Raw genomic sequence first — 23,569 nt, 5'->3', positions numbered from 1 at the left:
CTTGGGTATGAGGTGAAGCTATGTTAAACCGCGAGCTCGAAGTCACCCTCAATCTTGCCTTCAAGGAGGCACGTTCGAAGCGTCATGAATTCATGACCGTCGAACACCTGCTGCTGGCCCTATTGGACAATGAGGCTGCCGCCACCGTATTACGTGCCTGCGGCGCAAACCTCGACAAACTCAAGCACGACCTGCAGGAGTTCATCGACTCCACCACGCCACTGATCCCCGTCCATGACGAGGATCGCGAAACCCAGCCAACCCTGGGCTTCCAGCGTGTGCTGCAACGTGCTGTCTTTCATGTGCAGAGCTCGGGCAAACGCGAAGTGACCGGCGCCAACGTGCTGGTTGCAATCTTCAGTGAGCAAGAGAGTCAGGCGGTGTTCCTGCTGAAACAGCAGAGCGTTGCACGCATTGATGTCGTCAATTACATCGCCCACGGTATTTCCAAAGTGCCGGGGCATGGCGATCACTCTGAAGGTGAACAAGATATGCAGGACGATGAGGGCGGTGAGTCTTCTTCTTCAGGCAATCCGCTGGACGCTTATGCCAGCAATCTCAACGAACTCGCACGCCAGGGCCGGATCGATCCGCTGGTCGGGCGTGAAACGGAAGTCGAGCGTGTCGCGCAGATTCTGGCGCGTCGTCGCAAGAACAATCCGCTGCTGGTGGGCGAGGCAGGCGTGGGTAAAACCGCGATTGCCGAAGGCCTTGCCAAGCGTATTGTTGACAACCAGGTGCCAGACCTGCTGGCCAACAGCGTCGTTTATTCCCTCGATCTGGGCGCTCTGCTCGCGGGCACCAAGTATCGCGGTGATTTCGAGAAGCGCTTCAAGGCGCTGCTCAATGAGCTGAAAAAACGTCCGCAGGCCATCCTGTTCATCGACGAGATCCACACCATTATCGGTGCGGGTGCTGCGTCCGGTGGCGTGATGGACGCTTCGAACCTGCTCAAGCCGCTGCTGTCGTCCGGCGACATTCGCTGCATCGGCTCGACCACGTTCCAGGAATTTCGTGGCATCTTCGAAAAAGACCGCGCCCTGGCGCGTCGCTTCCAGAAGGTCGATGTCGTCGAGCCGTCGGTGGAAGACACCATCGGAATCCTGCGTGGCCTGAAAGGTCGCTTCGAACAGCATCACAACATCGAATACAGCGATGAGTCGTTGCGCGCCGCTGCGGAACTGGCTTCGCGCTACATCAATGACCGGCACATGCCGGACAAGGCCATCGACGTGATCGACGAGGCGGGCGCCTACCAGCGTCTGCAACCGGTCGAGAAGCGCGTGAAACGCATCGAAGTGCCTGAAGTCGAGGACATCGTTGCGAAAATTGCGCGGATTCCGCCGAAGCACGTCACCAGCTCCGACAAGGAGCTGCTGCGCAACCTCGAGCGTGACCTGAAACTCACGGTGTTCGGTCAGGATGCGGCGATCGATTCGCTGTCGACTGCGATCAAGCTGTCCCGTGCCGGTCTCAAGTCGCCTGACAAGCCTGTCGGTTCGTTCCTGTTCGCAGGGCCGACCGGCGTCGGTAAAACCGAAGCCGCGCGTCAATTGGCCAAGGCGTTGGGGATCGAACTGGTTCGCTTCGACATGTCCGAGTACATGGAGCGCCACACCGTATCGCGTTTGATCGGTGCGCCTCCGGGTTACGTCGGTTTCGATCAGGGCGGTCTGTTGACCGAGGCGATCACCAAGCAACCGCATTGCGTATTGCTGCTCGATGAAATCGAGAAGGCGCATCCGGAAGTCTTCAACCTGCTGTTGCAGGTGATGGATCACGGTACGCTGACCGACAACAACGGGCGCAAGGCGGATTTCCGCAACGTGATCGTGATCATGACCACCAACGCCGGTGCTGAAACGGCGGCGCGAGCTTCGATCGGTTTCACCCATCAGGACCATTCGTCCGATGCGATGGAAGTGATCAAGAAGAGCTTCACGCCGGAATTCCGCAACCGCCTGGATACCATCATTCAGTTTGGTCGCCTCAGTCATGAGGTTATCAAGAGCGTGGTGGACAAGTTCCTCACCGAGCTTCAGGCGCAGTTGGAAGACAAGCGGGTGCTTCTGGAAGTGACCGATGCGGCGCGCAGCTGGCTGGCGGCCGGTGGTTACGATTCGGCCATGGGCGCCCGTCCGATGGCACGTCTGATCCAGGACAAGATCAAGCGTCCGCTGGCGGAGGAGATTCTGTTTGGCGAGCTGGCCGAGCATGGCGGTGTGGTTCACATCGACATCAAGGATGGTGAGCTGACGTTTGACTTCGAGACCACTGCGGAAATGGCCTGATGGTTGTTGGTCTGTTGTAAAGCGAGAGGCGCCTTCGGGCGCCTTTTTGCTGTTTGCGGGTTTGGTTTTTGGGGTATGTCCGTTACCGCAGCAACGGATATTCACCCAAACCCCCAAAAACATGCACACACAAAAACGCCCGGCATTAAGCCGGGCGTCTTGTATTGACTTGATTAGCGAGCGCGGTAAGTAATACGCCCTTTGCTCAAGTCATAGGGCGTCAGCTCGACGCGCACTTTGTCACCGGTAAGAATACGAATGTAGTTCTTGCGCATCTTGCCGGAAATATGCGCGGTTACGACGTGCCCATTTTCCAACTCCACACGAAACATGGTGTTGGGCAGGGTGTCGACGACAGTGCCTTCCATTTCGAAGCTGTCTTCTTTCGACATGCAGTAAAGCCCTCGGTATCCAATGAATGGCCCGGTGCAACTGCGCCAGGCAAAAGCGGCGTGCATTGTGCCCGAAAAATGGGGTTTACGCCAAGGGGTTTAGGGTTTGCATTCAGTTCAGGACGACCCAGCGCTGATTGATCAGCAGTTCGATAGGCCGATATTGGGTCTTGTAGTTCATCTTTTTGCAGTTTTTGATCCAGTATCCGAGGTAAACCGCTTCAAGCCCCAAGCGCTGGGCTTCGGCGATTTGCCAGAGGATGGCGTAGCGGCCCAGACTGCGGCGTTCCTCGGTCGGCTCGTAAAACGTGTAGACCGCCGACAGGCCATTGGGCAGCAGATCGGTGACGGCGACTGCCAGCAACCGCCCGTCGAGCCGGAACTCGTAAAAGCGTGAGAAGGGCAGGTCGCGCACCAGAAACGTCGAGAATTGATCGCGGCTCGGCGGATACATGTCGCCGTCGGCATGGCGTTGTTCGATGTAGCGCTGATAGAGGTCGAAATATTCTTCGCTGAACGCAGGCTTGACCGGTCGTACCTGTAAATCGGTGTTGCGTTTGAAAATGCGTTTCTGCTGCCGGTTGGGGTTGAACGGTGCCACCGGGATGCGCGCGGGCACGCAGGCATTGCAGTTCTGACAATGCGGACGGTACAGATGGTCACCGCTGCGACGAAAGCCCATTTCCGACAGGTCTGCGTAGACATGCACATCCATGGGCTGGCTCGGATCGAGAAACAGGGTCGTCGCCTGTTCCTCGGGCAGATAACTGCAGGAGTGAGGCTGAGTGGCATAGAACTTCAAGCGCGCCAACTCGGTCATGATCAACCCTCAAGGGTAAGCTGGTGAATTAAGTGTAAGCCACGCGCGCAAAAGGCGCTCAGCAAACCCAGGTCGCGTGATTGGGTTGATCGAGGTGCCGGGACAGATACTCGGCAAATGTCTGCCGTGAAATGGCCCGGGCGCCGAGGCTGTGCAGGTGGTCGGTCGGCATCTGGCAGTCGATCAGTACGAAACCCGCTTCTTTCAGATGTTGCACCAGTGTCGCAAAACCGTACTTGGAAGCATTGTCCGCGCGGCTGAACATTGACTCGCCGAAGAACAGTTGCCCCATCGCCAGGCCGTACAGGCCGCCGACCAGTTCGCCCTGATCCCAGACTTCTACCGAGTGGGCAAGGCCGCGCCGATGCAATTGGATATAGGCGTCCTGCATCGCCTCTGTTATCCAGGTGCCATCGGCATATTCCCTTGGCGCGGCGCAGGCGCGGATCACGGCGTCGAAATCCTGATCGAAGGTGACTTGATAGCGCTGCTTGCGCATCAATTTGCCAAGGCTGCGCGAGACGTGCAGTTCGTCGGGAAAAAGCACGGAGCGCGGATCCGGCGACCACCAGAGAATCGGCTGGCCTTCGGAAAACCATGGAAAGCAGCCATGGCGATAGGCCTGGATCAAGCGGTCGGCGGACAGGTCGCCACCGGCCGCCAGCAATCCGTTGGGATCGCGCATGGCTTTTTCCAGTGGCGGGAAAGTCAGTGAGTTGCGTTGTAACCAAGTCAGCATGGCGTCCGGGCTGGCAGAAGGAGAGGGCGGTGGGCAGTGAGCCCGCAGTAAAGTGTGCCGGGAAATGACGCGAATGTCCTCCGTTGTGCTGCGCTGTCTGTGCGGCTGCAACTTGAGCATCCGGATGCGGTCGTAATCGGGCGCAGCGCTGCTGCAGGCCAGCTTGCCGATGTCGTTGGGCGGCACTCAGGGGGAAGGAGGTGCGAATGCTTCGCTACGTTCATCAAATACACCTCATAAGCCTTTGTCACAAAAGACAATGCATGCTCAAATTGAACGCCGGGTGTTGTACGTTTGGCTATGCTTGAACCAGAGGCCTGGAAGCATGGCATCGAACGCGCAAACCCGTACAATGCCGGGCTGTTACAGAATATTCGCCGCGTACCGTGTTTATAAAAGACGGGGCGCAGTGTTAAAAGTAGTCTCCGTTGCGCCCGTCAATTTTTTTACCTGCCTGGATTGGGCAGTTTTTTATTGTCATTCAATAGATGGACGCGCCTCTGGCGCAGGAAAAGAAGCGTTTTGAAGAAATCCACGGAAGCACCAAAAACAGTCGTTCCGCTCTGGCGTCAACAGTTGCACTACCGGCTCAAGGAAGGTGCATTGATCGCCATCGGCGCCTTGTGCCTGTTCCTGATGATGGCGTTGCTGACTTACGGCAAGGACGATCCGGGCTGGAGCCACAACAGCAAGATCGACGACGTGCAGAATTTCGGCGGTCCCGCCGGTTCCTACAGCGCCGACATCCTGTTCATGGTGCTGGGTTACTTCGCCTACATCTTCCCGTTGCTGCTGGCGATCAAGGCCTATCAGATCTTCCGTCAGCGTCACGAACCGTGGCAGTGGAGCGGCTGGCTGTTTTCCTGGCGCCTGATCGGTCTGGTGTTTCTGGTGTTGTCCGGTGCCGCGCTGGCGCACATTCATTTCCATGCTCCCACGGGGCTGCCGGCCGGCGCCGGTGGGGCCCTGGGCGAAAGTCTTGGCGATCTGGCTCGCAACGCCCTGAATATTCAGGGCAGCACGTTGCTGTTCATCGCCCTGTTTCTGTTCGGCCTGACGGTGTTCACCGATCTTTCATGGTTCAAGGTGATGGACGTCACCGGCAAGATCACCCTCGATCTGTTCGAACTGTTCCAGGGCGCGATCAACCGCTGGTGGTCGGCGCGTACCGAGCGCAAGCAACTGGTCGCGCAATTGCGTGAAGTCGACGATCGCGTGCATGACGTGGTTGCGCCGACGGTCACCGACAAGCGCGAGCAGGCCAAGGTCAAGGAGCGTCTGATCGAGCGTGAGCAAGCGCTGAGCAAGCACATGTCCGAGCGCGAGAAACAGGTGCCGCCAGTGATCGCCCCGGCTCCGGTCAAGGCGCCAGAGCCAAGCAAGCGCGTGCAGAAAGAGAAGCAGGTGCCGTTGTTTGTCGACAGCGCCGTGGAAGGCACCTTGCCGCCGATCTCGATTCTCGACCCTGCGGAAAAGAAACAGCTCAATTATTCGCCTGAATCCCTGGCGGCGGTCGGCCATTTGCTGGAAATCAAGCTCAAGGAATTCGGCGTCGAAGTCACCGTGGATTCGATCCATCCCGGCCCGGTCATTACCCGTTACGAAATCCAGCCTGCTGCGGGCGTGAAGGTCAGCCGTATCGCCAACCTGGCGAAGGACCTTGCACGTTCGCTGGCCGTGACCAGCGTGCGGGTGGTGGAAGTGATTCCGGGCAAGACCACGGTCGGTATCGAGATTCCCAACGAAGACCGGCAGATCGTGCGCTTTTCCGAAGTGCTGTCGACGCCGGAGTACGACAACTTCAAATCGCCGGTCACCCTGGCTCTGGGCCACGATATCGGCGGCAAACCGGTCATCACTGACCTGGCGAAAATGCCGCACCTGCTGGTGGCCGGTACCACCGGTTCCGGTAAGTCGGTGGGTGTGAACGCGATGATCCTGTCGATCCTGTTCAAATCCGGCCCGGACGACGCCAAGCTGATCATGATCGACCCGAAAATGCTCGAACTGTCGATCTACGAAGGCATTCCGCACCTGCTGTGCCCGGTCGTGACCGACATGAAGGACGCCGCCAACGCCCTGCGCTGGAGCGTGGCCGAGATGGAGCGTCGCTACAAGCTGATGGCGAAGATGGGCGTGCGAAACCTGTCCGGCTTCAACGCCAAGGTCAAGGAAGCCCAGGACGCCGGCGAGCCGTTGAGCGATCCGCTGTACAAACGCGAAAGCATCCACGACGAAGCGCCGCTGCTGCAGAAGCTGCCGACCATCGTCGTGGTCGTGGACGAATTCGCCGACATGATGATGATCGTCGGCAAGAAAGTTGAAGAACTGATCGCCCGTATCGCCCAGAAGGCGCGTGCGGCCGGTATCCACCTGATCCTCGCGACCCAGCGGCCGTCGGTGGACGTGATCACCGGTCTGATCAAGGCCAACATCCCGACGCGGATGGCGTTCCAGGTATCGAGCAAGATCGACTCCCGGACCATCATCGACCAGGGCGGCGCCGAACAATTGCTTGGCCACGGCGACATGCTCTACATGCCGCCGGGCACCAGCCTGCCGATCCGGGTTCACGGCGCATTCGTGTCCGACGATGAAGTTCACCGGGTGGTGGAAGCGTGGAAACTGCGCGGCGCGCCGGAATACAACGACGACATCCTCAACGGTGTCGAAGAGGCGGGCAGTGGTTTCGAAGGCAGCAGCGGCGGCGGTGACGGCGACGATCCGGAAGCCGACGCGCTGTACGACGAAGCCGTGCAGTTCGTACTGGAAAGCCGTCGCGCCTCCATCTCCGCTGTACAGCGCAAGCTGAAGATCGGCTACAACCGTGCCGCGCGCATGATCGAAGCCATGGAAATGGCCGGGGTCGTGACGTCGATGAACACCAACGGTTCCCGCGAAGTCCTGGCCCCTGGCCCGGTGCGCGACTGATTCGATACCCTGATCCAAATGCAATGGGCGGTGCATCAAGCGCCGTCCACTTTCCCACGAATATTCAAGAGGACTCCCATGCGTCTTATCCGCATGTTGCTGCCGGTACTGGCTCTGACCACCCTCACGGCTCACGCCGATGACAAGGATGTGGCTCGCCTGACCCAATTGCTCGAAACATCCAGGACCCTGACTGCCAATTTCTCCCAGCTGACCCTCGACGGCAGTGGCACCCAGTTGCAGGAAACCACCGGCGACATGACCCTGCAGCGTCCGGGACTGTTCTACTGGCACACCAATGCGCCCGCCGAGCAGACCATGGTGTCCGACGGCAAGAAAGTCACCCTGTGGGACCCGGACCTGGAACAGGCCACGATCAAGAAGCTCGATGAGCGTTTGACCCAGACCCCGGCCCTGTTGCTGTCCGGCGACGTATCGAAGATCAGCCAGAGCTTCGACATCACCGCCAAAGAGGCGGGTGGCGTGATCGACTTCACCCTGAAACCGAAAACCAAGGACACGCTGTTCGACAGCCTGCGTCTGTCGTTCCGCAACGGCCTGGTCAATGACATGCAACTGATCGACAGTGTCGGCCAGCGCACCAACATCCTGTTCACTGGGGTGAAGGCCAACGAAGCGGTCCCGGCCTCGAAATTCAAGTTCGACATCCCCAAGGGTGCCGATGTGATCCAGGAATAAACACAGAGGTTTGAACGGTACGTGATGGATCTGTTTCGCAGTGCACCGATCGCCCAGCCACTGGCCGCCCGTTTGCGGGCGACCAATCTGGATGAGTACGTCGGTCAGGAACACGTGCTCGCTCGCGGCAAGCCTCTGCGCGAAGCGCTGGAGCAGGGTGCCCTGCATTCGATGATCTTCTGGGGCCCGCCGGGCGTGGGCAAAACCACGCTGGCGCGGTTGCTGGCAGAAGTCTCGGATGCGCACTTCGAAACGGTTTCGGCGGTGCTGGCCGGGGTCAAGGAGATCCGTCAGTCGGTGGAAATCGCCAAGCAGCAGGCCGGCCAGTACGGCAAGCGCACGATCCTGTTTGTTGATGAAGTGCACCGTTTCAACAAGTCGCAACAGGACGCCTTCCTGCCGTACGTTGAAGACGGCACCTTGATCTTCATCGGCGCCACCACTGAGAACCCTTCGTTCGAACTGAACAACGCATTGCTGTCGCGGGCGCGGGTCTACGTACTCAAAAGCCTCGACGAGGCGGCGTTGCGCAAGTTGGTGCACCGCGCGCTGACTGAAGAGCGTGGCCTGGGCAAGCGTCATCTGACCCTCAGCGATGAAGGCTTCCAGATGCTGCTGTCCGCTGCCGACGGCGATGGCCGGCGCCTGCTGAACCTGCTTGAAAACGCCTCAGACCTGGCCGAAGACAACAGCGAGATGGGCACCGAGCTGCTGCAAAGTCTGCTCGGTGACACCCGCCGACGTTTCGACAAGGGGGGTGAAGCCTTCTATGACCAGATTTCCGCGCTGCACAAATCGGTGCGAGGCTCCAATCCGGACGGCGCACTGTATTGGTTTGCGCGAATGATCGACGGCGGCTGCGATCCGCTGTATCTGGCCCGGCGCGTGGTGCGCATGGCCAGCGAAGACATCGGCAACGCCGATCCTCGGGCCTTAAGCCTGTGCCTCGCCGCGTGGGAAGTCCAGGAGCGTCTCGGCAGCCCGGAAGGTGAGTTGGCGGTGGCACAGGCCATCACTTATCTGGCGTGCGCGCCGAAGAGCAATGCGGTGTACATGGGCTTCAAGACCGCGCTGCGCGCCGCCGCCGAACATGGCTCGCTGGAAGTGCCGCTGCACCTGCGCAATGCGCCGACCAAATTGATGAAGCAATTGGGTTACGGCGACGAATACCGCTATGCCCACGACGAACCGGACGCCTACGCGGCCGGTGAAGACTATTTCCCGGAAGAGCTCGACCCCATTCCGTTCTACCAGCCGGTGCCCCGTGGCCTGGAGCTGAAGATCGGCGAGAAGCTCAACCACCTCGCCCAACTTGATCGTTTAAGCCCACGGCAGCGGAGAAAATAGTGGTCCCATTGATTGTTGCAGTCTCCGTCGGCGGGATTGCCGGCACCTTGTTGCGCTTCGCCACCGGTAATTGGGTCAATGCCAATTGGCCGCGGCACTTCTATACCGCGACGCTGGCCGTTAATATCGTGGGCTGTCTGCTGATTGGCGTGTTGTACGGCCTGTTTTTGATACGCCCGGAAGTACCGATCGAGGTACGCGCCGGGTTGATGGTCGGCTTCCTCGGGGGGCTGACGACTTTTTCATCCTTTTCACTGGATACGGTGCGTCTGCTGGAAAGCGGGCAAGTGCCGCTGGCCCTGGGCTATGCGGCCATCAGCGTATTCGGCGGGCTGCTCGCGACCTGGGCCGGCCTGTCCCTGACCAAACTTTGATAACGAGAAACCGACATGCTCGATTCCAAACTGTTACGTAGCAACCTTCAGGACGTAGCGGACCGCCTGGCTTCCCGTGGCTTTGCCCTGGATGTCGCGCGCATCGAAGCGCTGGAAGAACAGCGCAAGACCGTCCAGACCCGCACTGAAGCACTGCAGGCTGAGCGTAACGCGCGTTCCAAATCCATCGGTCAGGCCAAGCAGCGCGGCGAAGACATCGCGCCGCTGATGGCGGACGTCGAGCGCATGGCGGGCGAACTGAGCGCCGGTAAAGTCGAGCTGGACGCGATCCAGACTGAACTCGATTCGATCCTGCTGGGCATCCCGAACCTGCCGCACGAATCGGTGCCGGTTGGCGAAGACGAAGACGGCAACGTCGAAGTCCGTCGCTGGGGCACTCCGACCGCTTTCGATTTCCCGGTTCAGGACCACGTGGCCCTGGGCGAGAAGTTCGGCTGGCTCGACTTCGAAACCGCCGCCAAGCTGTCCGGCGCGCGTTTCGCCCTGCTGCGCGGCCCGATTGCCCGTCTGCACCGCGCACTGGCGCAGTTCATGATCAACCTGCACGTCACCGAGCACGGCTACGAAGAGGCCTACACGCCTTATCTGGTTCAGGCCCCGGCACTGCAAGGCACCGGTCAACTGCCCAAGTTCGAAGAAGACCTGTTCAAGATCGGTCGCGAAGGTGAAGCCGATCTGTACCTGATCCCGACCGCCGAAGTGTCGCTGACCAACATCGTGGCCGGTGAAATCGTCGATGCGAAACAATTGCCGATCAAGTTCGTTGCTCACACCCCGTGCTTCCGCAGCGAAGCCGGCGCGTCGGGTCGCGACACCCGCGGCATGATCCGCCAGCACCAGTTCGACAAGGTCGAGATGGTGCAGATCGTCGAGCCGTCGAAATCGATGGAAGCGCTCGAGAGCCTGACCGCCAACGCCGAGAAAGTCCTGCAACTGCTGGGCCTGCCTTACCGCACCCTGGCGCTGTGCACCGGCGACATGGGCTTCAGCGCGGTCAAGACGTACGACCTGGAAGTGTGGATCCCGAGCCAGGACAAATACCGTGAAATCTCGTCGTGCTCCAACTGCGGCGACTTCCAGGCCCGCCGTATGCAGGCGCGTTTCCGCAACCCGGAAACCGGCAAGCCTGAGCTGGTGCACACCCTGAACGGTTCCGGCCTGGCGGTCGGTCGTACCCTGGTGGCTGTGCTGGAAAATTACCAGCAGGCCGACGGTTCGATCCGTGTACCGGACGTGCTGAAGCCGTACATGGGTGGCCTTGAGGTCATCGGCTAAATGAAATATCTGCCGCTGTTTCACAACCTGCGCGGCAGTCGTGTGTTGGTTGTCGGTGGGGGGGAGATTGCCTTGCGCAAATCCCGCCTGCTGGCCGATGCCGGTGCGCTGCTGCGGGTGGTCGCACCTGAAATCGAAGCGCAACTGCGCGAACTGGTCGCCGCCAGCGGTGGCGAATGCCTGCTGCGTGGCTACGCCGAAACGGATCTGGACGGTTGCGGGTTGATCATTGCCGCCACCGACGACGAAGCGTTGAACGCGCAAGTCTCCGCCGATGCCCATCGGCGCTGCGTGCCGGTCAACGTGGTCGATGCGCCGGCGCTGTGCAGCGTGATTTTCCCGGCGATCGTCGATCGTTCGCCGCTGATCATCGCGGTCTCCAGCGGCGGCGATGCGCCGGTGCTGGCCCGGCTGATCCGCGCCAAGATCGAAACCTGGATTCCCTCGACCTACGGCCATCTGGCCGGTCTGGCCGCGCGGTTTCGCGATCAGGTCAAAGGCCTGTTTCCCGATGTGCAGCAGCGTCGCGGTTTTTGGGAAGACGTGTTCCAGGGGCCGATCGCCGACCGGCAGCTGGCAGGACAGGGCGCCGAAGCCGAACGTCTGCTGCAAGCCAAGATTGACGGCGAGGCGATGGTCACGACCGGTGAGGTTTATCTGGTCGGGGCAGGTCCGGGCGATCCGGATCTGCTGACCTTCCGTGCCTTGCGGCTGATGCAGCAAGCGGATGTGGTGTTGTACGACCGCTTGGTGGCGCCGGCAATTCTTGAACTGTGTCGTCGCGATGCCGAGCGGGTTTACGTCGGCAAACGTCGCGCCGAACATGCCGTGCCGCAGGATCAGATCAACCAGCAACTGGTGGATCTGGCCAAGGCCGGCAAACGCGTAGTGCGGTTGAAGGGCGGGGATCCGTTCATCTTCGGCCGTGGTGGCGAAGAAATCGAGGAACTGGCAGCCCATGGCATCCCGTTTCAGGTGGTGCCGGGTATCACGGCGGCCAGCGGTTGCGCGGCCTATGCCGGGATTCCGCTGACCCATCGCGATTACGCGCAGTCGGTGCGTTTCGTCACCGGGCACCTCAAGGACGGTTCGACCGATCTGCCGTGGGCCGACCTTGTCGCGCCGGCGCAGACCCTGGTGTTCTACATGGGGCTGGTGGGATTGCCGATCATCTGCGAGCAGTTGATCAAGCATGGTCGCGCAGCCGAAACACCGGCGGCATTGATCCAGCAAGGCACCACGGTCAATCAGCGGGTCTTCACCGGCACGCTGGCCGACCTGCCGCGTCTGGTGGCGGAGCATGAAGTGCATGCGCCGACGCTGGTGATCGTCGGCGAAGTGGTGCAGCTACGCGAGAAACTGGCGTGGTTCGAGGGTGCTCAGGGTCAAATCTGACGACTCTGAGGGGATCGTTCCCACGCTGTGGGAACGATCCTGCTCTCAACCTCTGCGCCAGACTCCTTTCCCGCCCAACCGGTCCCGGTCATGGGCAACATTGAAGTCCTGCTCCGGCCCTTTCGGCACCACCCCGGTCGGGTTGATGGTCTTGTGGCTGCCGTAGTAGTGATTCTTGATGTGCTGGAAATCCACGGTCTCGGCAACGCCCGGCCACTGGTACATGTCCCGCAGCCAGTTCGACAGGTTCGGATAATCGCTGATCCGCCGCAGATTGCATTTGAAATGCCCGTGGTACACCGCGTCGAAACGAATCAGCGTGGTAAACAATCGCACGTCTGCCTCAGTCAGGTATTCGCCGGCCAGATAACGGTTGGCGCCCAGCACCTGCTCCAAATGATTCAGTTCGGAAAACACGTCATCGAACGCTTCTTCATAGGCCTTTTGCGAGGTGGCGAACCCGGCGCGGTACACGCCGTTGTTCACGGCAGGGTAGATCCGTTCGTTCAGCGCATCGATCTCGCCGCGCAATGGCGCCGGATAGAAGTCCAGCTCGTTGCCGGTCAGGTCATCGAAGGCGCTGTTGAACATGCGGATGATCTCCGCCGATTCGTTGCTGACGATGCGTTTTAGCTTCTTGTCCCACAGCACCGGCACGGTGACGCGGCCGGTGTAGTCGGCAGTGTCGGCGGTGTAGCGCTGGTGCATGAAGTCAAAGTGGTCGAGTTTGTCGCCGGTCGAACCGAGGTTCTGGTCGAAGGTCCAGCCGTTTTCCAGCATCAGCCAGCTGACGACGGAAACGTCGATCAGGCTTTCCAGGCCTTTGAGCTTGCGCAGGATCAGCGTGCGATGCGCCCACGGGCACGCCAGGGAGACGTAAAGGTGATAACGCCCGGCCTCGGCGGCGAAACCGCCTTCACCGCTCGGGCCGGGCTCGCCGTTGCGAGTGACCCAGTTGCGACGCTGCGCCTGTTCGCGCTGGAACGCGCCGTCCTTGCTGCTTTCGTACCACTTGTCCTGCCAGCGGCCGTCGACGAGTAAACCCATGATCAAGACTCCAGAAACCAATATTCGTTGGAGCCGAGTCTATTCCGATGAGTTCGAACAAAAAGCGCAAAGATCGGTGGTTAATGATCGGTTAAATCGATTTGTCCCGTGCGGACCAGTATTTTTCGGCATTTTCGAAAGCCTGTTCACGACTTTGGCCGAGGCCGCGCAGTGCCAACGCCATGGTCGAGATCAGCGCCATCTGCGGATAACTGTCCACCACATCACCGCGCCAGACGGCCTTCAGGTGCTCGATATCCAGCGACGCCGGTTTGACGTGACGTTGCGCCGACAGCTGTGGCCATTCCTCATCCCAGCTCTCGCCGCCGGTCGTGCCGTACAGGTGACTGCCGGCATCCGGGTTGATCTCGATTTCCCCGCCGTCGCCCTTGATCACGATCGCCGTGTCGCCCAGCAGGCCGCTGGCATCGCGATGCACCGCTTGATAGCCGGGATGGAAAATACTCTGCAGACCGCAACGCGCGCCCAAAGGATTGAGAATCCGTGCCAGCGAATGAATAGGGGAGCGCAGGCCGAGGGTGTTGCGCAGGTCGATCATTCGTTGCAACTGTGGCGCCCAGTCCACCAGCGGCATGAACGCCAGACCGCCGCTTTCCAGCGCCGCGCCGACCTGTTGCCAGTTGCGACACAGCGGGATGTTCAGCTCGCCGAGCAGTTGTTCGGAGTACAAACGGCCGGCTGTATGGGCGCCGCCACCGTGCATGAAGATGCGCAAGCCGTTCTGCGCCAGGCACTTGGCCGCCAGCAGATACCACGGCAGGTGACGCTTCTTGCCGGCGTAAGTTGGCCAATCCAGATCGACCTTCAGCGCCGGTGCCTGCAAGCGTTCACGCAGGGCTTCGGTGAAACCGGCCATCTCCTCGGCGCTTTCTTCCTTGTGCCGCAGCAACATCAGGAAGGCGCCTAGCTGGGTTTCTTCGACCGTTTCGTCGAGCACCATGCCCATGGCTTGCCGGGCTTCCTCGCGAGTCAGGTCGCGGGCGCCGCGCTTGCCCTTGCCGAGGATGCGCACGAACTGGGCGAACGGGTGCTCGGCGGGCGTTTCGAGGGTCAGCGCTGGATAGTCGGTCATAGGCAATTCGTCGGTTTGGGCAGGCCCGCCAGTTTCGCGGCGAGTTTGGCAGGGGTGCCTTTGAACAGTCGGTTCAGGTGCAGGCTGTTGCCTTTCTCCGCGCCGAGCTTGAGCGCGGTGTACTTGATCAGCGGCCGGGTCGCCGGCGACAGCTGGAATTCGGCATAGAAGCTGCGCAGCAGTTCGAGGACTTCCCAGTGCTCCGGGCTCAATTCGATGTCTTCGGCAGCGGCGAGGGCGCTGGCGACATCGGCCGACCAGTCGTTGAGGTCGACCAGAAAGCCGTCCTTGTCCAGTTCAATGGCGCGGGCGCCGACGGTCAGCGCATTCATAGCCAGGAGTTGACCTTGTCGTGGTGAATCGACAGCTCGACGAAAGCCGGGTAATCGATGGCTTCGGCCCAGTCCGGAACCTGCACGGCACGGGCTTGCGCATCTTCGGCCAGGACAAAGAGTGGCACCCGACGGGTTTCCAGCGCGCTGAACGGCGCAGTGCCCGGTTGCAGCGCATACGCGGCATCGCCAGACAGCAACAGCGCATCGCTGGCACCCAGCAGGCGCAGGCAACTGCTCAGGCGTTCGTCACCGAACGGGGAATGGGACAACACATGCAAAGTCGACATCAGAGGGTGATCACCTGGTCGTAACGGTCAATAAGGGCGGTGATTTGCTCGGCGGCCAAAGGCTGCGCCTCGTCCAGCGAACGATCGCCGAGACCGCGAACACTGGCGCTGTCGGCGCAGTAGAACAGCTCTTCGACGCCGAACATCGGCAGCGCTTGCAGGTTGGCACTCAGGTCTTTCTGTTGCAGGGCCCTGGCGTTTTGGCCGGCCGCCAGTTGCAACACGCCGTCGTCGAGAAACAACAGGCCGATGGGCAGATCGAAGGCGCCGCCGGCGAGCACGATGTCCAGCGCTTCACGGGCGCCGGGGCCGGACCACGGCGATTGACGGCTGATAATCAGAAGGGACTTGGCCATGTCATGCGCCTCCGAAACAGATGAGGCGGTCGGCGTCCTGCACCGCGTCGTGCAACTGACCGAGGCCGGACAGTTCCCAGGGGGCGCTGACGGCTACGGCATCACGCTGATAGCGCCCGGCTTCCTCGGCATTCAACACGCCACGGCGCAGGGCGGCGGCGATGCACACCACACCGTCGAGGTTTTGTTCGGTGATGAAATTGCGCCACTGTCTGGGCAGGTCCAGTTCGTCCTGCGGCGTGACCACGGCGTCGGACGCGTTGTGGACACCGTCCTGATAGAAAAACAGCCGGACAATTTCATGCCCGCCGGCCAGCGCCGCCTGGGCGAACAGCAGGGCGCGGCGCGAGGAGGGCGCATGGGCGGCGGAAAACAGCGCAATGGCGAACTTCATGACGGACTCGATCAGCAAAACTGCGGCCATGATAAAGCTTTCTCGGCGGGGCGGCGAAGTCGATGTTGCCCGCGCCCGTCTCGATGCGAACAGGTGTCTGTCAGCGCGGCATGTAGCCTAGCTGCCAGCGTCGTGGAATTTTCAGGGTCAAAAGCCCCAGAACACCAGCGAACAGACCACTGACCAACATCGCCTTGAGGCCCAGATGATGTTCCAGCACCGCCCCCAGAATGGCCCCGATCAACATCCCGCTCCAAGGCACCAGTTGCACTCGCCAACCACTTCTTCGTTCGCCGAGTACCCACCGCCCCAATCCACGGCCGAATCGGGACAGAGCACCGGTGACGTACGTCAGCCCGACCGGCAGTCCGTTCACTTCTTCCACCGCCGCGTTGAGCATGCCCATCGCAATGATCGCCGCCAGCAGGGCCGGTAGTTGCGTGTCAAAGGGCCAGGCCGCGGCACAGAGCAGAGCAGCGATGGACAACAGCAATGGCAGCGCCCGCCGACCACCCAGTCGGCTGACCACAACCCCGAGGGCATTGCCGACAATGAACGTCGTGACGAGCAGGATCAGCCGCCCTGTCAGTGCGCTGTCGCCATCGCTGATCGCCACCGCCAGCCGCGTGGTGTTGCCGCTCATGAAGGAAACGAAATCGCCGCTGGCCATGAAGCCGATGGCGTCGGTCATGCCGGCCAGTACCGACAGGCTGGCAACCAGTGCCAGCCCCACACGGCCACGCCATTTCTGTTTATGAACATGTCCGGGGCTGGCGCGGTGAGTTGAAGTGGAAGGCAGCATCGAGGCAGCATCCTTGTACAGGGTTACGGTTCTATGCCATACAGATCGCAATATTCCAGCCAGTCCATCCCGGCCATTTCCGCCACTTCGCGATGCACTTCCAGGCGTTGTGCCTGATACTCATCGGGCGTCGCGGCAGTGAGTTGCAACGTCAGTTCCCAGGCAAACAGACCCTGGCTTTCGGCCTCGGCTTCAAAGGCTTCGTGCAGGCGTTCTTCGCGATACTGCGCCGCAGTTTCACCCTTGGCCTGGGCCAGCAACGGATTGAGGTGGTCAAGGGCTTCGCGCAGTTCGGGGCGTGCATCGAGAAACAGTTTCAGAGCCTGTTCGTGTCGCTGGTCAGTAGGCGCCATGGCTTTTCCTTGTGAGGCTGATGACCGTTAATGTGCCGCAGCGGCCGGCACGTGTCGCGCACTAAATGCACTAAAGCAGAACGATTTTTCCTGTTGCGGTGATACAGTCCGCTTTTTTCCGAATGAGCGAATGCAATGCGAATGCTGATGGTGGCGCTGGCGGCAACCCTGCTGGCCGGTTGCGCGGGTTCGGCGATGGAAGACGCCCGCACGCAAACCCCTTACAAGACCCTGAACTCGGAAAAGCCCGAAAAAGACGTGGCCCGGTGCGTGCAATTTGCCTGGCAGGATGAAGCGGTGTTTGGCGTGGACGCGGCGGCGTATCTGCAACCGGGCAAGAAGGGCGGTTCGACGGTCTACACGCGTTCGGCGGAGTCGTTTGTCGACTTGACTACCGATGCGTCCGGCACCGTGCTGAATTACTACGCGCAGAAGGATGATTTTGTGGCCAAGCGCCGCTTGGCAGCGCTGGCGACCTGTCTGTAACGGGCAGTTGAATGCGTTGACGCTACGCGACCCTCGCCAGCCTGCGGGCGAGGGCGCGTGGAGCTTAATCAATCAAGCGCTTCTGGAAAAAATGCCGCTTGTGCCCCAGCGGATAATCCACAATCTCGCCACACTCGGTATACCCCAGTTTTTTGTAGAACCCGGGCGCCTGAAAATCGAAGGTATCGAGCCAGATCCCTACGCAGTCTTTTTCCCGGGCGAATTCCTCGACCCTGTTCATCAGCTTCGAGCCGATGCCCTGTCCCCGGCCTTGTTCCGGCACCGCCAGCAACTCGATAAACAGCCACCGATAGAATGTGTGCCCATAAAGGCCGCCGAGGATCGCGTCGTTGTCGTCGCGCACCAGCAGCGCGACCGGTTCGTACAGCGACGGCCCGGCGTTGGCGATGTTGTAGGCACGCAGCGGCGCCAGAATGGCCGCGCGCTGTTCTTCGGTGGGGTCCTGCGACAGCTCGATCCGCAACGTCATGTTGTCTTCCTTGTCGTAATGAATTGGCAGCCTATCGCGTCACCGTCGGTTGAAGCAATCGCTTGGAACCGTCGCTCCTGCGCCGCGGTCTAGCCTTTCAGGGCGTCCATCCGGAACGCGTTTGCCTGGGAGATTCCATGAACATTTTCGAAGCCCTGCGTGAAAGTCACGACCGTCAGCGGACCTACGCGAAATCGTTGATCAAGACCAGCGGTGACACCCCGCAAAGGGTTGAGGCGTACAAGCAGTTGAAGGCTGAGCTGCAGGCCCACGAAACGGCTGAAGAGCGTCATTTCTATATCCCGCTGATGGAGTTCGACAAGGGTGTTGACCTCAGTCGCCATGCCATCGCCGAGCACCATGAAATGGACGAAATGATGGAAGAACTCGACGCGACCGAGATGTCCAGCCCGGCCTGGCTGGTCACGGCGAAAAAACTGTCGGATAAGGTCCACCATCACTTGCAGGAAGAAGAGCAGAAATTCTTCCAGATGGCCGGCAAGCTGCTCGACGACAAGCAAAAGGAACAGCTCGCCGGGCAGTATGAAAAGGAGTTCAAGGCGCAGCTTCCCTGAGCCGGTGAATGCAGGTTTTTGTAATGACGCGGTGTAGTCTTTTTGCCATGCGTCGGGTGAGCGTCATCGCAATACGCTGTGTTTATATACAGTGTTTTCGGCAATTTTCGAGTTTCGCCGAGGCCGACTACGACAAAACCGCCGATGGACAAAAAATCCCCCTCCGTTAGCTTGAAGGCCTCTCCTGGGACAGGAGAGTTCTTAAATCAACGGAGTGAAAAACATGAACCAACCACAAGCTCAAACCCAACTGCGACACGGTCGCGTCATTTCCCCTGCAAGCCGCGGCGCGGTGGCCATCGAGCAAGGATTGCTCGGCGGCTGGCAGGTCAATGAAATGGAAGGCGGCAAGAACTTCCCGGCGCTGGCGGCCGGCCCGTTCCCGGCGCCCTTCGAAAGCGACAACCCGAGCGTCGTACCGCCCGCTGACGGCTATATTCTCAGTGGCGGCAAGAACGACGCACGTGACTGTGTGAACTTCACCGCAGAAGAAATGAGCAAGAAACTCGGGCGTCCATTCTCCTGGCCGCTGCTCAATGTCACCCCCGGCCAGACCCTTGAGGTCAAATGGGAGTACACCGCGCCGCACACCACCCGCGGTTATCGCTGGCTGATCACCAAGGATGGCTGGGACCCGAAACAACGCATCACCCGAGCGCAACTGGAGGCGCAACCGTTCGCCGAGGATTTCTATCCGCAAGTGCCGTACTACAGTCATGCGGCGGAATTGAAAGCCAAGGTCAATCACGCGGTGAAACTGCCGGACAACAAGCACGGGCATCACGTCATCCTCCTGATGTGGATCGTCGCCAATACCGGCAACGCCTTCTATCAGGCCTTCGATGTGGACTTCAAATAAGCCCGCAACTTCAAACTCACACGTTCTGAAGGATTAGAACATGTCAAACATCGACTTCACGCTATTGAAAAACCAGGCCAGCGATGCGGCTTCGCTGATGCCGAGCCTTGCCGGCAAGAAGATCCTCATGGGCTTCTGGCACAACTGGCCGGCCGGCCCGAGCGATGGCTACCAGCGCGGCCAGTTCGCCAACATCGCCCTGGAGCATGTGCCCAAGGAATACAACGTGGTCGCGGTGGCTTTCATGAAGGGCGGCGGGATTCCGACCTTCAAACCGTTCAACGTCTCCGATGCCGAGTTCCGCCGTCAGGTCGGCGTGCTCAACAGTCAGGGGCGGGCCGTGCTGATCTCCCTGGGTGGCGCGGATGCGCACATCGAGTTGCGCGCCGGCCAGGAGCAACCGCTGGCCAACGAAATCATCCGTCTGGTGGAAACCTACGGCTTCGACGGCCTGGACATCGATCTTGAACAGAGCGCGATTGATTTCGCTGCCAACAAGACCGTCCTGCCGGCGGCGCTGAAACTGGTCAAGGATCACTACGCAGGCCAGGGCAAGCATTTCATCATCAGCATGGCGCCGGAGTTTCCGTACCTGACCACCTCCGGCAAATATGTCGGTTACCTGCAGGCGCTGGAAGGCTATTACGACTTCATCGCTCCGCAGTTCTACAACCAGGGTGGCGACGGGGTCTGGGTGCCGGAAGCCAATAACGGCAACGGAGCGTGGATCGCCCAGAACAACGACGCGATGAAAGAGGACTTTCTCTATTACCTGACCGAGAGTCTGGTGACCGGTACTCGCGGCTTCACGAAGATCCCGGCGGACAAATTCGTCATCGGCCTGCCGGCCAACGTCGATGCCGCCGCCACCGGTTACGTGATCGACAAGACGGTGGTCGGTAACGCGATGAAACGCCTGGCGGTCAAAGGGCATCCGATCAAGGGCCTGATGACCTGGTCGGTGAACTGGGACAACGGCACCAGCAAGGATCGTGTGTCGTACAACTGGGAGTTCAGTCGGCGGTATGGGCCGCTGATTCACGGGGCGCCATCTGCGGCGCAGGGTGCTGATGCAGCAACGGTGAACGTGGCACATCAGTAGTCAATGAAGGAAAGCCCGGTAGCGCTGCCGGGCTTTTTTTCGTCGGCGGTTCGCATCATTTCACCTACCATGGCTATCTTCCGATGACAGAAAAGGATCAGGCGTCATGTCCGACACAGCCGAGCGGGTCAACATCGTCGATACCCAGGTGTTGTCCCACGACTGGTATCTACTGAAGAAAATCACCTTCGACTATCGCCGCAACAACGGTGACTGGCAGCGTCAGACTCGCGAGGTCTACGACCGTGGCAATGGCGCGGCGATTTTGCTGTTCAACCGCGAGCAGCGCACCGTGGTGCTGACCCGCCAGTTCCGCCTGCCGGTGTTCGTCAACGGTCACGACGGTTTGCTGATTGAAGTGGCAGCCGGATTGCTTGAAGGGGTGGCGCCGGAACAGCGCATCCGCGACGAGGCCGAGGAAGAAACCGGATATCGCGTGCATGACGTGAAGAAGGTGTTCGAGGCTTACATGAGCCCCGGGTCGGTGACCGAGAAGTTGCACTTTTTCATTGCCGAGTACGATGCCTCGTCAAAGGTCAGTGAAGGCGGCGGTCTGGAAGAAGAGACCGAAGAACTTGAAGTGCTGGAGTGGCGTTTCGACGAGGCGCTGGCGGCGTTCCAGCGCGGCGAGATCTGCGATGCCAAGACCATCATGCTGCTGCAGTATGCGGCGATGAATAACCTGTTTGGCGTTTAGAACAGTTCACCGGTTCTACCGATGCCGGACCATTGGCCACCCTCCAGGGTCAGCAAGCGCTCCTTGGCTTCCAGGCCGCCGGCAAACCCGGTCAACTTTCCTGAGGCGCCGATGACTCGATGGCACGGCGCAATGATCGAAATCGGGTTGCGCCCGTTCGCCGCGCCGACGGCACGCACCGCGCTCGGGTGGCCGATCTGTTCGGCGATCTGGCGGTAGGTCCGGGTTTCGCCAAACGGAATGGTCAGCAACGCGGCCCAGACTTTTTTCTGGAACTCGGTGCCGGCAAAGTCCAGCTCCAGATCGAACGCGCTTCGCGTTCCTGCAAAATATTCTTCCAGCTGTCGTGCAGTTTTCATCAGCACCGGATTGTCCGGTGCCTCGCTCATCGGCCCGAGGCGCACCCGGTTCGGTTTGTCATTTTCCCAGAGGATGGCGGCCAGACGTGAACCGTTCGCGACCAGCTTCAGCTCGCCGACGGGTGAGGGCAGGGTGATGAACGTGTAGGCCATGGGAAAACTCCGGGAGATGGGCGGAAACTGCGCCCAGCATACGACCGGATCGGGGAGGCGCAAACTGCAATCGCGACCATACTGGCTGATGCTCTTGAAGCGCTTTCCTACCTTATAAAAAGAAGAGACCGACTCATGAAGTACGAACCTTTTGCCAAATCGCTGATGGCGACCTCATTGGTGCTCAGCTGCCTCATGGCCCATGCGGCTTCGGTTGCCCCGGTGGCCGCCGAAAACGGCATGGTGGTCACCGCCCAGCACTTGGCCACTCACGTGGGCGTCGACGTGTTGAAAAGTGGCGGCAATGCGGTGGATGCGGCGGTCGCCGTGGGTTATGCACTAGCGGTGGTTTACCCGGCGGCAGGCAACCTCGGTGGTGGTGGTTTCATGACTATTCAACTGGCGGACGGACGCAAGACCTTCCTCGACTTCCGGGAAAAAGCCCCGCTGGCCGCGACGGCCAACATGTACCTCGACAAGGACGGCAACGTCATTCCGGATCTGAGCACCCGTGGCCACCTCGCGGTCGGCGTTCCGGGCACCGTGTCCGGCATGGAGCTGGCGCTGAGCAAGTACGGCACCAAGCCGCGCAAGGAAATGATTGCCCCGGCCATTAAACTGGCCGAAGACGGTTTCGAGCTGGAGCAGGGTGACGTCGAGTTGCTGGAATACGCCACTGACGTGTTCAAGAAAGATATCAAGGACTCCGGCGCGATCTTTCTGAGCAATGGCGAGCCGATGCAGGTCGGGCAGAAACTGGTGCAGAAGGATCTGGGCAAAACCCTGCGCACCATTTCCGAAAAAGGCGCCGACGGCTTCTATAAAGGCTGGGTGGCCGATGCCATCGTCACGTCCAGCCAGGCTAACAAGGGCATCATCACCCAGGCCGACCTCGATAAATACAAGACCCGTGAACTGGCCCCGGTGGAGTGCGACTATCGCGGCTATCACGTTGTCTCGGCACCGCCACCGAGCTCTGGCGGTGTCGTGATCTGCCAGATCATGAATATCCTCGAAGGCTATCCGATGAAGGATCTGGGCTTCCATTCGGCCCAGGGCATGCACTACCAGATCGAAGCGATGCGCCACGCCTACGTGGATCGCAACAGCTATCTGGGCGACCCGGATTTCGTGAAAAACCCGATTGAACACCTGCTGGACAAGAACTACGCGACCAAGCTGCGCAATGCGATCCAGCCGCAGAAGGCCGGCGTGTCGGCGGAACTCAAACCCGGTGTCGCACCTCATGAAGGCAGCAACACCACGCATTATTCGATCGTCGACAAATGGGGCAACGCGGTGTCTGTCACCTACACCCTCAACGACTGGTTCGGCGCGGGCGTGATGGCGAGCAAGACCGGGGTGATCCTCAACGATGAAATGGACGACTTCACCTCCAAGGTCGGCGTGCCGAACATGTACGGCCTGGTGCAGGGTGAGGCCAACGCCATTGCTCCGGGCAAGGCGCCGCTGTCCTCGATGAGCCCGACCATCGTGACCAAGGACGGCAAGGTGGTGATGGTGGTCGGTACACCGGGCGGCAGTCGCATCATTACCGCGACGTTGCTGACCATGCTCAACGTCATCGACTACGACATGGGCCTGCAGGAAGCGGTCGACGCGCCGCGTTTCCACCAGCAGTGGATGCCGGAGGAAACCAATCTCGAAGACTTCGCTGCCAGCCCTGACACGAAGAAGATTCTCGAGAGTTGGGGCCACAAATTCGCGGGCCCGCAGGACGCCAACCACATCGCTGCGATTCTGGTCGGCGCGCCGTCGCTGGGTGGCAAACCGGTGGGCAAGAACCGCTTCTACGGCGCCAACGATCCACGGCGCAACACCGGGTTGTCATTGGGTTACTGAGCAGAGTAAAAAGAGGGCGGGCACACGTCCGCCC

The 23,569-nt window shown here is 60.3% G+C and carries 25 protein-coding genes and 1 pseudogene; 13 read left to right on the top strand and 13 right to left on the bottom strand.

Going from position 1 to position 23,569, the window contains the following annotated elements:
• The first annotated feature begins 20 nt into the window (after positions 1–20).
• Positions 21–2,291 carry an ATP-dependent Clp protease ATP-binding subunit ClpA gene (gene clpA / locus ACKJSM_RS10650; RefSeq protein ID WP_007951436.1) on the top strand — a complete coding sequence of 757 codons (2,271 nt, stop codon included), beginning with the start codon at positions 21–23 and terminating at the stop codon, positions 2,289–2,291.
• Positions 2,292–2,464: 173 nt separating this feature from the next.
• Here clpA and infA read toward each other — a convergent pair whose 3' ends face one another.
• The 3 genes from infA to aat form a co-directional block, all read right to left on the bottom strand.
• Positions 2,465–2,683 (bottom strand): translation initiation factor IF-1, encoded by a 219-nt coding sequence (gene infA / locus ACKJSM_RS10645; RefSeq protein WP_002553999.1) that lies wholly within the window; start codon positions 2,681–2,683, stop codon positions 2,465–2,467.
• A gap of 112 nt (positions 2,684–2,795) precedes the next feature.
• Entirely contained in the window at positions 2,796–3,503 is a 708-nt protein-coding gene (locus ACKJSM_RS10640) for an arginyltransferase (RefSeq protein ID WP_236177561.1), read from the bottom strand.
• 58 nt (positions 3,504–3,561) lie between these two features.
• Entirely contained in the window at positions 3,562–4,242 is a 681-nt protein-coding gene (gene aat, locus ACKJSM_RS10635; RefSeq protein ID WP_410237397.1) for a leucyl/phenylalanyl-tRNA--protein transferase, read from the bottom strand.
• A 522-nt stretch (positions 4,243–4,764) separates the two neighbouring features.
• Here aat and ACKJSM_RS10630 point away from each other — a divergent pair.
• The 6 genes from ACKJSM_RS10630 to cysG all read left to right on the top strand — a co-directional run bounded on the left by ACKJSM_RS10630 (position 4,765) and on the right by cysG (position 12,284).
• A complete protein-coding gene (locus tag ACKJSM_RS10630) occupies positions 4,765–7,173 on the top strand; it encodes a DNA translocase FtsK (RefSeq protein ID WP_236177563.1) in 2,409 nt (802 codons plus the stop codon).
• A 78-nt stretch (positions 7,174–7,251) separates the two neighbouring features.
• Positions 7,252–7,872 (top strand): outer membrane lipoprotein chaperone LolA, encoded by a 621-nt coding sequence (gene lolA / locus ACKJSM_RS10625; protein WP_065259163.1) that lies wholly within the window; start codon positions 7,252–7,254, stop codon positions 7,870–7,872.
• A 24-nt stretch (positions 7,873–7,896) separates the two neighbouring features.
• Positions 7,897–9,219 carry a replication-associated recombination protein A gene (locus tag ACKJSM_RS10620; protein ID WP_410237396.1) on the top strand — a complete coding sequence of 441 codons (1,323 nt, stop codon included), beginning with the start codon at positions 7,897–7,899 and terminating at the stop codon, positions 9,217–9,219.
• Positions 9,219–9,593, top strand: coding sequence for a fluoride efflux transporter CrcB (gene crcB / locus ACKJSM_RS10615; RefSeq protein ID WP_007958188.1), 375 nt, complete (start codon positions 9,219–9,221; stop codon positions 9,591–9,593). The genes ACKJSM_RS10620 and crcB overlap by 1 nt, the downstream gene beginning before the upstream one ends.
• 15 nt (positions 9,594–9,608) lie before the next feature.
• Positions 9,609–10,889, top strand: coding sequence for a serine--tRNA ligase (gene serS, locus ACKJSM_RS10610; protein ID WP_410237395.1), 1,281 nt, complete (start codon positions 9,609–9,611; stop codon positions 10,887–10,889).
• Entirely contained in the window at positions 10,890–12,284 is a 1,395-nt protein-coding gene (gene cysG / locus ACKJSM_RS10605; protein WP_410237394.1) for a siroheme synthase CysG, read from the top strand.
• Between the two features lie 45 nt (positions 12,285–12,329).
• On the opposite strand, the gene ACKJSM_RS10600 is transcribed toward cysG, so the two are convergent.
• From ACKJSM_RS10600 to ACKJSM_RS10565, 8 genes are all read right to left on the bottom strand, one after another.
• Complete coding sequence (locus ACKJSM_RS10600) at positions 12,330–13,331, bottom strand: glutathione S-transferase family protein (protein WP_410237393.1); 1,002 nt, start codon at positions 13,329–13,331, stop codon at positions 12,330–12,332.
• Positions 13,332–13,422: 91 nt separating this feature from the next.
• Positions 13,423–14,424, bottom strand: a complete 1,002-nt coding sequence (locus ACKJSM_RS10595) for a glycosyl transferase family protein (RefSeq protein ID WP_339487148.1) — start codon at positions 14,422–14,424, stop codon at positions 13,423–13,425.
• Entirely contained in the window at positions 14,421–14,756 is a 336-nt protein-coding gene (locus tag ACKJSM_RS10590; protein WP_236177568.1) for a TusE/DsrC/DsvC family sulfur relay protein, read from the bottom strand. The genes ACKJSM_RS10595 and ACKJSM_RS10590 overlap by 4 nt, the downstream gene beginning before the upstream one ends.
• Entirely contained in the window at positions 14,753–15,046 is a 294-nt protein-coding gene (tusB, locus tag ACKJSM_RS10585; RefSeq protein ID WP_236177569.1) for a sulfurtransferase complex subunit TusB, read from the bottom strand. Before tusB ends, ACKJSM_RS10590 begins: the two co-directional genes overlap by 4 nt.
• Positions 15,046–15,402, bottom strand: a complete 357-nt coding sequence (gene tusC / locus ACKJSM_RS10580; RefSeq protein WP_236177570.1) for a sulfurtransferase complex subunit TusC — start codon at positions 15,400–15,402, stop codon at positions 15,046–15,048. The genes tusB and tusC overlap by 1 nt, the downstream gene beginning before the upstream one ends.
• Position 15,403: 1 nt before the next feature.
• On the bottom strand, positions 15,404–15,796 hold the full coding sequence (gene tusD, locus ACKJSM_RS10575; protein ID WP_236177782.1) for a sulfurtransferase complex subunit TusD: 393 nt from the start codon (positions 15,794–15,796) through the stop codon (positions 15,404–15,406).
• Positions 15,797–15,896: 100 nt separating this feature from the next.
• Complete coding sequence (locus tag ACKJSM_RS10570; protein WP_236177571.1) at positions 15,897–16,598, bottom strand: YoaK family protein; 702 nt, start codon at positions 16,596–16,598, stop codon at positions 15,897–15,899.
• A 23-nt stretch (positions 16,599–16,621) separates the two neighbouring features.
• Positions 16,622–16,951, bottom strand: coding sequence for a DUF6388 family protein (locus ACKJSM_RS10565; RefSeq protein WP_236177572.1), 330 nt, complete (start codon positions 16,949–16,951; stop codon positions 16,622–16,624).
• Positions 16,952–17,086: 135 nt separating this feature from the next.
• Here ACKJSM_RS10565 and ACKJSM_RS10560 point away from each other — a divergent pair, with 135 nt between their 5' ends.
• On the top strand, positions 17,087–17,437 hold the full coding sequence (locus ACKJSM_RS10560) for a hypothetical protein (protein WP_236177573.1): 351 nt from the start codon (positions 17,087–17,089) through the stop codon (positions 17,435–17,437).
• Positions 17,438–17,501: 64 nt separating this feature from the next.
• On the opposite strand, the gene ACKJSM_RS10555 is transcribed toward ACKJSM_RS10560, so the two are convergent.
• Positions 17,502–17,927 (bottom strand): GNAT family N-acetyltransferase, encoded by a 426-nt coding sequence (locus ACKJSM_RS10555; RefSeq protein ID WP_236177574.1) that lies wholly within the window; start codon positions 17,925–17,927, stop codon positions 17,502–17,504.
• A 137-nt stretch (positions 17,928–18,064) separates the two neighbouring features.
• On the opposite strand from ACKJSM_RS10555, the gene ACKJSM_RS10550 reads away from it, so the two are divergent.
• The 4 genes and pseudogenes from ACKJSM_RS10550 to ACKJSM_RS10535 all read left to right on the top strand — a co-directional run bounded on the left by ACKJSM_RS10550 (position 18,065) and on the right by ACKJSM_RS10535 (position 21,160).
• Positions 18,065–18,502 carry a hemerythrin domain-containing protein gene (locus ACKJSM_RS10550; protein ID WP_236177575.1) on the top strand — a complete coding sequence of 146 codons (438 nt, stop codon included), beginning with the start codon at positions 18,065–18,067 and terminating at the stop codon, positions 18,500–18,502.
• A gap of 223 nt (positions 18,503–18,725) precedes the next feature.
• Complete coding sequence (locus tag ACKJSM_RS10545) at positions 18,726–19,361, top strand: lytic polysaccharide monooxygenase auxiliary activity family 9 protein (RefSeq protein ID WP_410237392.1); 636 nt, start codon at positions 18,726–18,728, stop codon at positions 19,359–19,361.
• A 40-nt stretch (positions 19,362–19,401) separates the two neighbouring features.
• A pseudogene (locus tag ACKJSM_RS10540) lies at positions 19,402–20,427 on the top strand (chitinase); the annotation flags it as partial.
• A gap of 142 nt (positions 20,428–20,569) precedes the next feature.
• A complete protein-coding gene (locus tag ACKJSM_RS10535; RefSeq protein WP_410237391.1) occupies positions 20,570–21,160 on the top strand; it encodes an NUDIX domain-containing protein in 591 nt (196 codons plus the stop codon).
• Here ACKJSM_RS10535 and ACKJSM_RS10530 read toward each other — a convergent pair.
• Positions 21,157–21,672 carry a methylated-DNA--[protein]-cysteine S-methyltransferase gene (locus ACKJSM_RS10530; protein WP_236177577.1) on the bottom strand — a complete coding sequence of 172 codons (516 nt, stop codon included), beginning with the start codon at positions 21,670–21,672 and terminating at the stop codon, positions 21,157–21,159. The two genes, ACKJSM_RS10535 and ACKJSM_RS10530, sit on opposite strands and share 4 nt — an antisense overlap.
• Before the next feature lie 135 nt (positions 21,673–21,807).
• On the opposite strand from ACKJSM_RS10530, the gene ggt reads away from it, so the two are divergent.
• On the top strand, positions 21,808–23,535 hold the full coding sequence (gene ggt / locus ACKJSM_RS10525) for a gamma-glutamyltransferase (RefSeq protein WP_410237390.1): 1,728 nt from the start codon (positions 21,808–21,810) through the stop codon (positions 23,533–23,535).
• Positions 23,536–23,569: the final 34 nt, after the last annotated feature.

The organism is Pseudomonas sp. PHC1 (assembly GCF_046487845.1).
Classification (GTDB): Bacteria; Pseudomonadota; Gammaproteobacteria; order Pseudomonadales; family Pseudomonadaceae; genus Aquipseudomonas; species Aquipseudomonas sputi.
The sequence above is the reverse complement of the archived record's forward strand: the minus strand, read 5'-3'. Positions and strand labels throughout refer to the sequence as shown.

Coding starts and splice junctions, on each gene's coding strand:
- clpA (WP_007951436.1), top strand. CDS start 21: ATGTTAAACCGCGAGCTCGAAGTCACCCTCAATCTTGCCTTCAAGGAG.
- infA (WP_002553999.1), bottom strand. CDS start 2,683: ATGTCGAAAGAAGACAGCTTCGAAATGGAAGGCACTGTCGTCGACACC.
- ACKJSM_RS10640 (WP_236177561.1), bottom strand. CDS start 3,503: ATGACCGAGTTGGCGCGCTTGAAGTTCTATGCCACTCAGCCTCACTCC.
- aat (WP_410237397.1), bottom strand. CDS start 4,242: ATGCTGACTTGGTTACAACGCAACTCACTGACTTTCCCGCCACTGGAA.
- lolA (WP_065259163.1), top strand. CDS start 7,252: ATGCGTCTTATCCGCATGTTGCTGCCGGTACTGGCTCTGACCACCCTC.
- ACKJSM_RS10620 (WP_410237396.1), top strand. CDS start 7,897: ATGGATCTGTTTCGCAGTGCACCGATCGCCCAGCCACTGGCCGCCCGT.
- serS (WP_410237395.1), top strand. CDS start 9,609: ATGCTCGATTCCAAACTGTTACGTAGCAACCTTCAGGACGTAGCGGAC.
- cysG (WP_410237394.1), top strand. CDS start 10,890: ATGAAATATCTGCCGCTGTTTCACAACCTGCGCGGCAGTCGTGTGTTG.
- ACKJSM_RS10600 (WP_410237393.1), bottom strand. CDS start 13,331: ATGGGTTTACTCGTCGACGGCCGCTGGCAGGACAAGTGGTACGAAAGC.
- ACKJSM_RS10595 (WP_339487148.1), bottom strand. CDS start 14,424: ATGACCGACTATCCAGCGCTGACCCTCGAAACGCCCGCCGAGCACCCG.
- ACKJSM_RS10590 (WP_236177568.1), bottom strand. CDS start 14,756: ATGAATGCGCTGACCGTCGGCGCCCGCGCCATTGAACTGGACAAGGAC.
- tusB (WP_236177569.1), bottom strand. CDS start 15,046: ATGTCGACTTTGCATGTGTTGTCCCATTCCCCGTTCGGTGACGAACGC.
- tusC (WP_236177570.1), bottom strand. CDS start 15,402: ATGGCCAAGTCCCTTCTGATTATCAGCCGTCAATCGCCGTGGTCCGGC.
- tusD (WP_236177782.1), bottom strand. CDS start 15,796: ATGAAGTTCGCCATTGCGCTGTTTTCCGCCGCCCATGCGCCCTCCTCG.
- ACKJSM_RS10570 (WP_236177571.1), bottom strand. CDS start 16,598: ATGCTGCCTTCCACTTCAACTCACCGCGCCAGCCCCGGACATGTTCAT.
- ACKJSM_RS10565 (WP_236177572.1), bottom strand. CDS start 16,951: ATGGCGCCTACTGACCAGCGACACGAACAGGCTCTGAAACTGTTTCTC.
- ACKJSM_RS10560 (WP_236177573.1), top strand. CDS start 17,087: ATGCGAATGCTGATGGTGGCGCTGGCGGCAACCCTGCTGGCCGGTTGC.
- ACKJSM_RS10555 (WP_236177574.1), bottom strand. CDS start 17,927: ATGACGTTGCGGATCGAGCTGTCGCAGGACCCCACCGAAGAACAGCGC.
- ACKJSM_RS10550 (WP_236177575.1), top strand. CDS start 18,065: ATGAACATTTTCGAAGCCCTGCGTGAAAGTCACGACCGTCAGCGGACC.
- ACKJSM_RS10545 (WP_410237392.1), top strand. CDS start 18,726: ATGAACCAACCACAAGCTCAAACCCAACTGCGACACGGTCGCGTCATT.
- ACKJSM_RS10535 (WP_410237391.1), top strand. CDS start 20,570: ATGTCCGACACAGCCGAGCGGGTCAACATCGTCGATACCCAGGTGTTG.
- ACKJSM_RS10530 (WP_236177577.1), bottom strand. CDS start 21,672: ATGGCCTACACGTTCATCACCCTGCCCTCACCCGTCGGCGAGCTGAAG.
- ggt (WP_410237390.1), top strand. CDS start 21,808: ATGAAGTACGAACCTTTTGCCAAATCGCTGATGGCGACCTCATTGGTG.